The 11,896-nt window shown below is 38.6% G+C and carries 11 protein-coding genes; 7 read left to right on the top strand and 4 right to left on the bottom strand.

Annotation, left to right across the window (positions count from 1 at the left end):
• Positions 1 to 5: 5 nt before the first annotated feature.
• The gene (locus RMY32_RS07760) at positions 6 to 1,184 is read left to right on the top strand and encodes a DNA double-strand break repair nuclease NurA (protein WP_322711183.1); all 1,179 of its coding nucleotides are present in this window, start codon (positions 6 to 8) and stop codon (positions 1,182 to 1,184) included.
• 484 nt (positions 1,185 to 1,668) lie between these two features.
• Entirely contained in the window at positions 1,669 to 4,362 is a 2,694-nt protein-coding gene (locus tag RMY32_RS07765; RefSeq protein ID WP_322711184.1) for a PAS domain S-box protein, read from the top strand.
• A 97-nt stretch (positions 4,363 to 4,459) separates the two neighbouring features.
• Here RMY32_RS07765 and RMY32_RS07770 read toward each other — a convergent pair whose 3' ends face one another.
• The gene (locus RMY32_RS07770) at positions 4,460 to 6,634 is read right to left on the bottom strand and encodes a DEAD/DEAH box helicase (protein WP_322711185.1); all 2,175 of its coding nucleotides are present in this window, start codon (positions 6,632 to 6,634) and stop codon (positions 4,460 to 4,462) included.
• A gap of 7 nt (positions 6,635 to 6,641) precedes the next feature.
• Here RMY32_RS07770 and RMY32_RS07775 point away from each other — a divergent pair, with 7 nt between their 5' ends.
• The 4 genes from RMY32_RS07775 to RMY32_RS07790 all read left to right on the top strand — a co-directional run bounded on the left by RMY32_RS07775 (position 6,642) and on the right by RMY32_RS07790 (position 8,416).
• Complete coding sequence (locus RMY32_RS07775) at positions 6,642 to 6,767, top strand: hypothetical protein (RefSeq protein ID WP_322711186.1); 126 nt, start codon at positions 6,642 to 6,644, stop codon at positions 6,765 to 6,767.
• 77 nt (positions 6,768 to 6,844) lie between these two features.
• On the top strand, positions 6,845 to 7,219 hold the full coding sequence (locus RMY32_RS07780) for a Spx/MgsR family RNA polymerase-binding regulatory protein (protein ID WP_322711187.1): 375 nt from the start codon (positions 6,845 to 6,847) through the stop codon (positions 7,217 to 7,219).
• 169 nt (positions 7,220 to 7,388) lie between these two features.
• On the top strand, positions 7,389 to 7,820 hold the full coding sequence (locus RMY32_RS07785; protein WP_322711188.1) for a DoxX family protein: 432 nt from the start codon (positions 7,389 to 7,391) through the stop codon (positions 7,818 to 7,820).
• A gap of 29 nt (positions 7,821 to 7,849) precedes the next feature.
• On the top strand, positions 7,850 to 8,416 hold the full coding sequence (locus RMY32_RS07790; RefSeq protein ID WP_322711189.1) for a DUF2808 domain-containing protein: 567 nt from the start codon (positions 7,850 to 7,852) through the stop codon (positions 8,414 to 8,416).
• A gap of 143 nt (positions 8,417 to 8,559) precedes the next feature.
• Here RMY32_RS07790 and RMY32_RS07795 read toward each other — a convergent pair whose 3' ends face one another.
• On the bottom strand, positions 8,560 to 8,832 hold the full coding sequence (locus RMY32_RS07795; protein ID WP_322711190.1) for a DUF2281 domain-containing protein: 273 nt from the start codon (positions 8,830 to 8,832) through the stop codon (positions 8,560 to 8,562).
• Between the two features lie 209 nt (positions 8,833 to 9,041).
• A complete protein-coding gene (locus RMY32_RS07800; protein WP_409882487.1) occupies positions 9,042 to 10,376 on the bottom strand; it encodes a GUN4 domain-containing protein in 1,335 nt (444 codons plus the stop codon).
• A gap of 167 nt (positions 10,377 to 10,543) precedes the next feature.
• Here RMY32_RS07800 and RMY32_RS07805 point away from each other — a divergent pair, with 167 nt between their 5' ends.
• Positions 10,544 to 10,696: a hypothetical protein gene (locus RMY32_RS07805; protein ID WP_322711192.1), complete on the top strand. Its 153-nt coding sequence runs from the start codon at positions 10,544 to 10,546 to the stop codon at positions 10,694 to 10,696.
• Positions 10,697 to 10,706: 10 nt separating this feature from the next.
• On the opposite strand, the gene RMY32_RS07810 is transcribed toward RMY32_RS07805, so the two are convergent.
• Entirely contained in the window at positions 10,707 to 11,744 is a 1,038-nt protein-coding gene (locus RMY32_RS07810) for a serine/threonine-protein kinase (RefSeq protein ID WP_322711193.1), read from the bottom strand.
• Positions 11,745 to 11,896 lie beyond the last annotated feature (152 nt).

The raw sequence follows: 11,896 nt of genomic DNA on the forward strand, positions 1-11,896 counted from the left end.
TTTTTATGCTTGACCTAACAAAACTGGCGCGACAAATGCAGGGTTTAAGTCAGCATCTTACTTTAGAAGCTGCTGCTAGTCGTCAGCGTTTAGAACTGGCACAACAACATTTAAAAAATGCTTACGAGTGTCAACAAGATTTAATCGATCGCCAGGAAAAATGGCGCGATCGCATTCTCTTTGCTAATGCTACTCCAATTGAGGCGCTAGAAACCTGCATCGATATTCCAGTTCCCCCAAAAATTCATACTGTCATCGCTACCGATGGTTCCCAAATTGCCCCCAACCATCACGAAATTGCTTACTGTTATCTGCTAAATATTGGCAGAGTCGTCTTGCACTACGGACAAAATCGCCATCCATTACTCGATAGTTTGCCAGAAGTATTTTATCGCCCAGAAGATTTATATATGTCTCGGCAATGGGGAATTAGAACCGAGGAATGGATGAGTTTTCGCCGCACTGCTTCCGAAACAACGGTGTTAGCAGAACTGGCGTGTGATGCAGCGCAAAAGGAAACACCAGCGCTAGCGATGGTAGATGGTTCGCTAATTTACTGGTTTTTAGAACAATTGCCGATGGATGCACGCGATCGCATTTTACCCCCCATCCTAGAAGCTTGGCAGCAGATGCGTGATGCTCAAATTCCTTTAATGGGCTATCTTAGCGCCTCTCGCAGCATCGAAACAATGAACTTTTTACGGTTATTAGCTTGTCCCCATCCAGTGCCAGACTGTAAAACTTATTGCCCAAATCAGCTAGAAAAAGTAGCTTGTAAAATTTTTGAACAGTTGCGAGATACTTCTGTTTGGTCAACCCGACTCAAACCAGGACAACGTAGTACTCTGTGGCGCAGCAATTCTCCTATTCTCGAACTTTATGGCGATCAAACAATTTACTTTTGCTACGTCCACGTTGGCACTGAAATCGCCCGAATCGAAGTTCCGGTATGGGTAGCCGAGAATGCAACCATGTTAGACCAAGCACTGGGACTAATGTTAGCACAAGTGCAAAAAGGATATGGCTATCCTGTAGCGATCGCCGAAGCGCATAATCAAGCAGTAATAAAAGGTGGCGATAAAGCGCGTTTCTTTGCTCTACTTGAACAACAGATGATTAAAGCTGGCCTAAAAAATGTGGGAACTTCCTACAAAGAAGCCAGAAAGCGCGGGAGTATTGCTTAAAATAATTTGTAATGACGCTCCTGCGGACGCTCGAGTACTCGCTACCGCAACGCTTTCGCTGCGCTAACGTAATTCATAATTCGTAATTGAATTCTTAACTACAAATTACGACTTTGCGGTACTAATACCTTAGCTACTTAAGGACAATTACAGATAAAAGTTCTGATGAATTCAGTTTACGTAACACTTCTTATTTTAAATTTAAAATCTAAATGTTTACTTTACAGCTTTTTAGGGAAACCTTTATTTAGTAGAGAATTAACTCAATAGCTAGCTAGTTTCCTCAGTAGAAACTACTAGATACTTATTGGCTCTACATCAAGTTAATTACGTTTTTATTGGTAAGCTCAACAGTCTTGGTTAGAACTGGCATTACGTGAGTTTCTGGGGTGATAGATTATATCAAAATGGTAATTCAACTTCAATAAAAAAACGTATTAACTTATTTAACCTTTTTCAAAAAAGATTCATACCTAAAAAGCTGATGAAACTAGTTAAATATGAGTTAAACAAATCTGAAGAAAAATACTCCCGCTTTTTTTCAATTTCTTTAGATTTATTGTGTATTGCTAACTTTGATGGTTATTTTAAGTATTTAAATCCAGTATGGACAAAAACACTAGGTTGGTCAATTCAGGAACTTATTGCTCAACCCTTTATCGAATTTGTTCATCCTGAAGACCGTGAATCTACTATTGTCGCAGCTGAAAAAATTGCACAATCTGTAGATGCAGTCAGCTTTGAAAACCGCTATCTTTGTCAGGATGGTTCTTACAAATGGCTATCATGGAATGCAACTGCTTTTAGTGAAGAAAAATTGATTTATGCAGTAGCTCGTGACATAAGTGCTAATAAACAGAATGAGATAGCACTAAAAAATTCTATCCAAGAATTAGAAGCTTTTAAATTTGCCTTAAATGCCCATTCCTTGGTAGCTATTACTGATAGAAATGGAAAAATAACTTATGTCAATGACTTATTTTGTAAAGTTTCTAAATATTCTTCAGAAGAACTTTTAGGGCAAGATCATCGGATTATCAATTCTGGACACCATACAAAAGAATTCTTTGCAAACTTATGGAAAAGTATCGCCCAAGGGAAAATATGGAAGGGAGAAATTCAAAATAAAGCCAAGGATGGAACTTTTTATTGGGTTGATACTTTGATCGCCCCAATGTTGGGACAAGACGGAAAGCCCTATCAATATGTATCGATTCGCACAGATATTACACAGCGTAAGCTTTCAGAGTTAGCTTTATTAGAGCGATCGCGCTTGTCAGTTTTGAGTGCAGAAGTCAGTTTAGCCTTATCTCAAAGTGGCACACTTCCAGAAATTTTGCAAAATTGTACAAATACTATTTCCCAATACCTTGATATCGGCTTTGTTTGTATCTGGACATTTGAACGACAGACAAACCAGCTACAATTACAAGCTGGTGTTCATTGCACAGATATTACTTGTAGTACTTTGAACGATACCCAAGATTTCCCAGAACATATTGCTTTAGTCAATAATATTATTGGCTTAATGATTCAAAATCATCAAGCAATTTTTAACGAAGAACTATCAATTAATAATTCCAATGAACTTCTCAATTCTACATTATCAATTTTACGATTTTCTGCTTATCCTTTAATAGTAGAGCAGCAAATAATTGGTATAATGACTTTATTTAGCAAGCAATTATTTACCGAACCAACTCATAATCTATTAAATTGGATTGCTAATAATATTGCTGTAGCTATTGACCGAATCTGGGCACGAGAAGAACTCTTCAGTCGTCGGGAAGCTTTATTACTACGTTTAGCTAGTCAGATCCGCAGTTCTCTTAACCTAGATATGATCTTAGAAACTGCTGTGAATGAAATTCGCAGCTTATTACAAATTGACCGTTGCTACTTTCTTTCTTATTTACCGCATCCATCTCAACCAAGCCTAACTATTACCTATGAAGCCCGAAACCCTAACTTGGCAAGTATGTTAGGCAGTATTCCACTACAAAAAAGCACTTTTTTAACTCAAAATCTTCTCTCTCAAGAACTAAGCTGCATCGACAATATTAATAGCAAATCACATCTCGAATATGATGTGCAAGAACTTTTAACTGAGTTTGGGATCACATCTCAACTAATGCTACCAATTAAGAGTAATTCTGGGGAAATTGGAGCAATTGTGTGTAGTCATTGTAGTGGCGATCGCATTTGGAATAACAGTGAAATTAGCTTACTACAAGCTGTTTGCGATCAACTAGCGATCGCTATCGATCACGCACAACTTTATACCCAAAGTCGCGTTGCTACTTTAGAAGCTCAAACTCAAGCTGAAAAACTTACCGAAACCTTGCATAAATTGCAACAAACTCAATCTCAACTGATCCAGAATGAAAAAATGTCTAGCTTAGGACAATTAGTCGCTGGAGTTGCCCATGAAATTAACAATCCAGTTAATTTTATTCATGGCAACTTAACCTTTGCTAATGAATACTTTCAAGAGATGTTAACTCTTTTGCACCTTTATCAGCAACATTATCCCCATCCGGAAGTAGAAATTGAAAATTTCACTAAAAAAATTGATTTAGAATTCCTTACTAGTGACCTTTCTCAACTTCTATCATCGATGAATATGGGTACTAATCGTATTCGTGAAATTGTTTTAGGATTGCGAAATTTTTCTCGCCATGATGAAGCAGATAAAAAATTAGTTGATATTCATGAAGGAATTGAAAATACCTTATTAATTTTGCATCACCGTTGGAAAAATAACGGAATTGGCTTGGATATATCTATAGTGAAAGAATATGGTAATTTGCCTCTAGTTGATTGTTATGCTGGCCAGTTAAATCAAGTGTTTATGAATATTTTAACTAATGCGATCGATGCCTTAGAAGAGTCAATGGTTAAGATAAAAACAAATCATAAACCGCAAATTGTAATTCGTACTGAAGTTTTAGAGAGTAAATTTGTTGTCATCCGAATTGCTGACAACGGATTAGGAATGGTAGAAGATATTAAAAAGCGGTTATTCGATCCATTTTTCACCACAAAACAGGTAGGTAAGGGAACAGGTATAGGATTGTCAATTAGCTACCAAATTATAGTGGAAAAACATGGTGGAATTTTGAATTGTCTCTCAGAACCAGGAAAAGGCACAGAGTTCTGGATTCAAATTCCCATTTAAAACTTTTGAAGACTGGAAAAATCTTAAATTATGATTTGCGATCGCTCCAAAAGTTAATTAAAAAATAGCTAATTTTAAATAATTCCGAATTAGCTTTTTATTCTCTCCACAATTTCACTTGTTTTTTGAGTTCATTCATATCCAAATAATCAGTAGCAAAAGCTTTTCGTAAAAGTAAATGAGGAATAAAACCATCATATTTTTGAATTTCCGGTGCTTCTGAGCTACTGACTAAATCTTCTGAAGTAATTCTTTGTTCGCATAATGAAGCAATTTCACGATAAAGATATTTAAATTCATTCTTGCCTAATTTAATTGTCAAATAATAAGGATTTATTCCGCCAATACTTGTAATTTCCAACGATTCCCGACAGTATGAGTTGAGTAATCTTTCTAATGTGCGATAAGCAACCGTACCCATCCAAGGAAAAATACAGCATTTACCTTTTTCTAATTGCAAAATATTCTGCTTATCTAATCCAACTTGCTGCGCCATTTGGCGAACTTGACCTAACCGTTGCAAAGCATTTTTTTGTAAGTAACTATACTCAATCTTCTCAAATAATACTTGCTGCATTCGTTGCAAAACTTTGGTATGAATAGTCCCACCACCACCACGCCAATAAATACTAGATTTACCCTCAGCTTGTTTAACAAAAATAGCCTTTTTTTTAAAGTCAACTTCTATAACTTCCCAACTTCTGCCAGCTAAAGCAAATTGATTACCAACAGGAAGCGGTGTGACAATACTGCCAATTTCTGTTGTACCTTGCTTAACAATATATTCTTGCTGTTCAGCAAAGACGGCATAAAACTGAAATTTTCTCACCACCTTTTCTCCTGCCAAATCCAGGATTAATTTACCTTGTTCAGTCTGCTGAATATGACCAATATCAATTAAATAGCGTAGTAATAGTTGAAAATCTTCTTTTAAAAGAGCAGTAAAGGGCGACAGATTAAAAATTTGTTTAGCTAAGGCATTAGCTGAAATTTCCCCTGCTGCTGTTAAAATACTCATGGTTTGGTGATAAAGCAAACTCAAAGGATATTTAATTGGTCTAATTGGTTCAATCCATTGTTCCTCTAAATAAAGTTGAATTATCGCAATACATTGCAAAAGTTGCCAGGGGATTTGTTCTGGTAGAGAAGCTTCTGCGAATGGCTTATCTTCAGCGCAAACAAAACGCATATCAGCAGCTTCTCCTCTTCTACCACTTCGTCCCAAGCGCTGTAAAAAGCTAGCTACAGACAAGGGTGATTCTAACTGAATCACTCGCTCTAAATGACCGATATCTATGCCTAATTCTAGAGTTAGAGTAGCGGCAGTAACGGCTGGATTGTTGGGTTCACGCATCGCATTTTCAGCAGCTTGCCGTAAGCTAGCAGATATACTCCCATGATGCACATGATATATATCTGGTAGTCCTTGTTCTGTGGCAATTTGTCGCAAAGATGCAATTACAGATTCGGTGCGTGTGCGATTATTAGCAAATATTAGGCATTTGCGAGACTTGCTGAGGTTGAAAATATATTGTTCATCTGCTGTCGCTTCTGATTCATCTACTTCATCAGAAATATAAAAATGTTCTACAGCTAGTTTTATCTGGCGTTTTATACCATCAATTTTTGGTGTAATTACTGGCTTATCTGTTCCCGATCGCAGCCAATTTTCCGCTATTGAGTAATCCCCAAGAGTTGCCGATAAACCAATACGACGCGGTTGTTTTTGCGTCAAGGTTGCTAAACGTTGTAATTGGCAAATAATTTGACAACCTCGTTCTGAACCCATAAAAGCGTGAATTTCATCAATTATCACAAACCTTAAATCACCAAATAAGCGAAGTAAGTCGTTATTTTTATTAATTAGCAAACTTTCCAGAGATTCTGGAGTAATTTGCAGAATACCTTGAGGATTCTTTAAAAGCTTGTTTTTTCTAGTTTGGGAAACATCGCCATGCCAGTGCCAAACTGGAATATCTGCTTCTTTTAGTAAATCATTAAGACGCTCAAATTGGTCGTTGATTAAAGCTTTAATTGGACTAATATATAATGCGCCAATTGTAGCAACAGGGTTGGTATGTAATAGAGTTAAAACTGGCAGAAAAGCTGCTTCTGTTTTCCCAGCAGCAGTTGCAGCAGTAACTAGCAAGTGAGCATCAGTGTCAAATATAACTTGACAAGCGGCAATTTGAACTGGTCGTAATTCAGTCCACTGGTGATGATAAATATATTCTTGAATGAAGGGTGCAAGTCGATTAAAGGCATCGCTCATATTTTTTATGGATAAAAGTGTTAGTAAAACTACTCCTTGGTATTTCAGAACCCTCGAATCATGGCTCAACCAGTTCCATGCTTGGAATTACCGATTGCTAAAAGCGATCGCTACTCTTAAATTTCTGTTGTAGAGATTTAACGACAAGAGCATTGATAGCAGAAGTTCCACCTACTATGTCATATATGAAGATTGTTGCTTAATTATTTTATGTCTATTCAAGTCTACGGAATTCCCAATTGCAGCACTTGCAAAAAAGCTTTGACGTGGCTCCAACACAACAACATTGACCATGAATTTATCAACACCAAAGATACTCCGCCGACTCGTGAGATGATTCAAAACTGGGTAAACTCTTTGGGTTTTGCTCCCATGCGAAACACCTCTGGTCAATCCTACCGCGCTTTAGGAGATGAAAAGAAGACTTGGACTGATGAACAGTGGGTTGATGCATTCACTCACGACGCGATGCTGCTCAAACGTCCACTTTTCATCAAAGATGGAACAGCTGTGCTGGTTGGCTTTAGAGATGAGGAAATAGTTCGAGAAAAATTAGATTTAGCTTCAGGAGTGTTTAGCGGATAGCTAAGGTTTAGCCCGTGCTGAGTGCAATTATTGCTTTTTTACTCAGCAATGCCGTTTTGGTAAGTACTTGGGAAAATTTTGTTGATTTTTACTCCTATTGACTCAATGCAGATTAACATCCATCAGTCAAACTGAAGTAATAGGGCAAGTATATAAAGAGGCAAAAACCATGAATAAGCACAAGGAAACATTACGTGTCATCCTTGCTATATCCATCATTGTGGTTGGAGTAACACACTTTCTTGTTCCACAAGAATATGTCAAAATTGTGCCGCCACAACTACCTTACCCTTTAGGATTAGTTTATCTCAGTGGCTTTTATGAAATTTTGGGTGGTATCGGGTTATTAGTTCCGCCTGTAAGTCAAGCTGCTGCTTGGGGACTTATTGCTCTTTTCATTGCTGTTTACCCAGCGAATATTTACATGGCGGCTAATCTGATTAAGATTGAACATATACCAAACTCCCCTTGGGTACACGTAGTTAGACTTCCCTTGCAAGCTGTTTTAATTGCTTGGGCTTGGTGGTACACAAAACCTTCGTTTGAGGAAAAACAAGCTTCGATCGTTCCTAAGTCATTGATTCCCAAGGAACTAGAATGAGAATAAGTGCGTTTCTTAATATTTGAATCATGCGCCTTACAACTTTGTTTGGAATAACACTCTCTTTAGCAATAGGCATTGGAGAAGTTACGCTGCCGGTGGCTCAAGCTGTGCAGCTTAGAGATGGCTTAGTCTATTTCGTCCAACCGCCAACACTTGTTAACGCGACAACTACTTACAAAGAGGCGAACGTTTGGGGCGCAACTTACTACTTCACTATCAATGTGCCAGAAAATGCTGGAGAAGCTCTCCAAAAGGTAACGATCGCCCAAAAAGAAGGATCGGAATACATCCGCTACAATCTTGATGATACCCGTGCATTTGTCGGCACACGCGATCGCAAAGAAACGCAACTGCAATTAGCTTCAGTCATAAACGAGCGCAAGACACGCACGGTTTCTGTAATCTTTGATCCACCTGTAACTCCAGGACAGACAATTACTATCGCCCTCCGCCCTATAAGTAATCCCACCTTTTCTGGTGTTTACTTATTGGGTGTTACTGCATTCCCTGTGGGTGAAAAATCTCACGGTCAATTTCTTGGCTTTGGACGGTTTCAGTTTTACAGCAATAGAGGAAGTTGGTGGTTCCCATAGAGGGGATAGGGGATAGGGAATAGACTTCTTGCAAAAGTCGCTAGTTGCTAATTGTACCTGACCAAGCGATCGCAAGTGATTCACAACACTAGGCATCCCTTCCATCAAAAAGGAACAGTGATTAGTATCCAATAGATACATAATTACAATTCTAGAGGTATGCGACTGTCATGAACTAGTTGCAGGCATTCTTTAATATCTGAACCTTCCCAAATGCCGATAAATTCTAATAAATCTTCAGCAGTAGAACCTGTTAAAGTATGCTCTGTTATAAGCATTTGATCGGGTTGGGTATCTGAAGATATACTATTTTTTTCATGTTTGACTTGCAAAAATTGTACAAAGTCTAAAATTTCCTGCAATAAGGGTTCAGGTAATTTTTCTAGTTCTTGGTTAATTTGTTCTTTAATAGTCATTATTACCCCTGTATTTACATGGTTGATTAACTGGGGATTGAATTTATATCCTAATCTAATATTGATTGTGGCTTTTTGTATTTGCCAAGCGTGTGCCTTAGTGGGTCGCTTATTTAACCAGTGCCAGGTAACGAAAAGCTAGAACCTGCAAGACTTCGTGGAATATATCTTGTTCACAAAGTTTTCCAAATCTCTAAAACCTTTATAGATTACAATTTACAAGTCTGGAAACGAGAGAAGAGATTTTCCCCCTTGAACCCCGACCATGTGTAAAAGACCTTTGGCAGATGCCCAACAGGGGCATTTAGAGAAAAGTTGTACTGATTATAGGACAGCCAAGTTCCTTCTTTGTACCAGCCTACGCGATCGCCCAACATTCTCTCCGTTTCATAATCTACTTTGCCGCCACACTCTAGCCAAATACGTTTTTGTACACTAAAGCCAAAATGACCATTGCTGTATTTTACCCACAATTGGTCAATAGTGCGTAAGTCGGTGTAGGGAAAGTTTAGTATGTCTTCATAATTAAGCAAGCCTTGCTGTTCTCTTTTGACTACTTTCAGCATGACTTTGGTGGTTTCCTCATGTGCGGCTTTCCATTTGCCCGCTTTGAGTAATTCTTGTAGCGTGTGGTAGTCTACCCTCACATCTGAAGCTAATATCAATACTTTTATACTCTCAATTTCTACAAAATAGCTCCCTGCTTGCGAGGAGGAGAGAAAATTCAACCACTCTTCCATTGTCTGAGGTCGATCTTTTGCCTCTAATGCCATGCCTTGCAGAATCGCTTCATTTACAGCATCATTAAGACTGGGGACAAGTTGCTTTGGTGATACTAATTCCTCTTGCTCATACTTGCGGTCAAAGGAATTGGTGGGGCGTTGTCCAGTGATGGCATAGTACAATGATCCAGCCAAGCAGTAGATATCAACTGTGGAGTTACGAATCCCTTTGCGTGTTAACTCATAGGGCGCAAATACCCTGTTACCAAAAGACCTAGACAATGTACTCGGTGGGGACATATCGCTGGCAATACCAAAGTCAATTAATACTGCTTTGCCTGAGTTAGGAATCTCTGAATTAAAGTTGAGCATAATATTGGGGGGAGTGACATCGAGATGAAAGACTCCTTTTTTATGTACCTCTACCAAAGCTAAACCTATTTGGCGGATGTATCTTACAGCTTCAGTTTCGGGTAATTTCCCTTGGCGTTGCACGTATTCCCATAAACTCTCGCCTGCTATATATTGCATCTCTAAGCAGTAGCGACCATCTTCTTCAACAAAAAAGTCGAATACTTGCACAATATGGGGATGTGAGTCTGTACAACACATTGCTAGCATCTGTGCTTCTTTTTTGAAGCGTTCAACATATTTGGGATAATCTGGATCTCGTTGGATGCTGATGTTGGGGGTTTTGATGACGACTCGACGGTTTAGCTTAGTATGCATTGCTTGGTAGGTAACTGCAAAACCGCCACCACCCAACTGTTTTTCTATTTTGTATTTGCCGTTATGTATTAGCTGTCCGTTTTGCCAGAACATATACCCACATTTATTGATGGCTAATGTTGATTCTGACACGCTTTTTGTGAGTTATGGTAGTTGACGTTGGTGAATTAGAAGGATAGCTCACGCAGAGGCGCAGAGACGAAGATTGAGGTTTTCTGGCTATTGCTAAAATAACTATTGCAGCCGCAAAAGCAACAAATGTGACTTTAAAACTAACTTTTGGAGTCACAAAAGCAACAAATATGACTTCAAAACTAACTATTGGAGTCGCAAAAGCAACAAATATGACTTCAAAACTAACTATTGGAGTCGCAAAAGCAACAAATGCGACTTTAAAACTAACTATTGCGTAGACGTGGGCTACTACCTATTTTGTGGTTGAGTGGAAGACGATGGGGTTTGTTGTGTCGGGGGTGCTGGTTTGCCTGGAAACCAATCTTTGAATAAGTCTGTGCCATCTTTGATTCCTGATATCAAGGCTGCAAATAATGCTAATACACTCATAAGTTCTAATATCCGTGCCCACAAAGGTTGTTTCCAAAGAAGTTTGGGAAGAGAAAAACTTGCTGTGTTTAAACCCAATTCCTTTAACCAGTCTTCTACTGTTTCGGGACGGTTGTCGGGTTGTAGTTCCATTGCGTGGAGAATCGCTTGATTGACGCGATCGCTAATCTTATCATTCAATTCTTTAGGTGGAATTAAACGCTTATTGTTATCTTGGCGCTCGATAGCACTTTCTGGCAGTTTTCCTGTTAATAAAAAATATAAAGTTGCCGCCAGAGAATAAATATCAGTCCAAGGTTTACGCCGCGCCTGTTGTCTAGGAGAGTTGGAATACAATTCAATTGGTGTAAATTTGTCAACCAAGTTACCGCGACTTGACACTGGGTTATCAACAAATCTTCGTGCTAAGTCGAAGTTTATCAAAACAACCTGATGCGTACCTGCCCGCAAAATGATATTTTCTGGTTTCACATCTCGATGCAAAAATCCTTGTTCATGCACTACTGTGAGTGCTTTTCCAATTTGTTGGATGTAATCTAAAGCCTCTGTCGCTGGTAGAAATCCTCGCGGTTGGACAATTTTGGCTAAATTATCTCCTGGAATATACTCCATGACCATGCATTTTAAATCACCTTCCTCGAAGGTATCAATGACTTGGACAATATTCGGATGTTTGCATATTGCTAGTTTACGGGATTCATCTGCAAAACCTGATTTTAAGCGATCGCGGTCTTCGTTACTTAATTGATTCAGCAAATTGGAATCCAATGTTTTAATCACAACATTCTTGGCATCCCGATCCTCAGCAAGATAAGTAATAGCGAAGTTCCCCTGTCCTAATTGTTGCTTAATTTCATACCGATCGCGGTGTAACTTTTGTCCAGATACCCAAGTCATTCGTTGATTATCTCATACCAATTAAAAATGAATCTGCATATAATGGGGAGAAGCAAACTAGGTAAGTTAACAGAACCATGAGCCGCCCATTTAAAATTGCGATCGCCGAGAGCGAAGAGGAACTGAAAAAACGCCTACAAACAGTGTCTTCA

The sequence above is a fragment of the Nostoc sp. ChiSLP03a genome, from assembly GCF_034531215.2.
Taxonomy (GTDB): domain Bacteria; phylum Cyanobacteriota; class Cyanobacteriia; order Cyanobacteriales; family Nostocaceae; genus Nostoc.

Coding starts and splice junctions, on each gene's coding strand:
- RMY32_RS07765 (WP_322711184.1), top strand. CDS start 1,669: ATGAAACTAGTTAAATATGAGTTAAACAAATCTGAAGAAAAATACTCC.
- RMY32_RS07795 (WP_322711190.1), bottom strand. CDS start 8,832: ATGACTATTAAAGAACAAATTAACCAAGAACTAGAAAAATTACCTGAA.
- RMY32_RS07810 (WP_322711193.1), bottom strand. CDS start 11,744: ATGACTTGGGTATCTGGACAAAAGTTACACCGCGATCGGTATGAAATT.
- RMY32_RS07775 (WP_322711186.1), top strand. CDS start 6,642: ATGGATAAAAGTGTTAGTAAAACTACTCCTTGGTATTTCAGAACCCTC.
- RMY32_RS07760 (WP_322711183.1), top strand. CDS start 6: ATGCTTGACCTAACAAAACTGGCGCGACAAATGCAGGGTTTAAGTCAG.
- RMY32_RS07785 (WP_322711188.1), top strand. CDS start 7,389: ATGAATAAGCACAAGGAAACATTACGTGTCATCCTTGCTATATCCATC.
- RMY32_RS07770 (WP_322711185.1), bottom strand. CDS start 6,634: ATGAGCGATGCCTTTAATCGACTTGCACCCTTCATTCAAGAATATATT.
- RMY32_RS07800 (WP_409882487.1), bottom strand. CDS start 10,376: ATGTTCTGGCAAAACGGACAGCTAATACATAACGGCAAATACAAAATA.
- RMY32_RS07780 (WP_322711187.1), top strand. CDS start 6,845: ATGTCTATTCAAGTCTACGGAATTCCCAATTGCAGCACTTGCAAAAAA.
- RMY32_RS07790 (WP_322711189.1), top strand. CDS start 7,850: ATGCGCCTTACAACTTTGTTTGGAATAACACTCTCTTTAGCAATAGGC.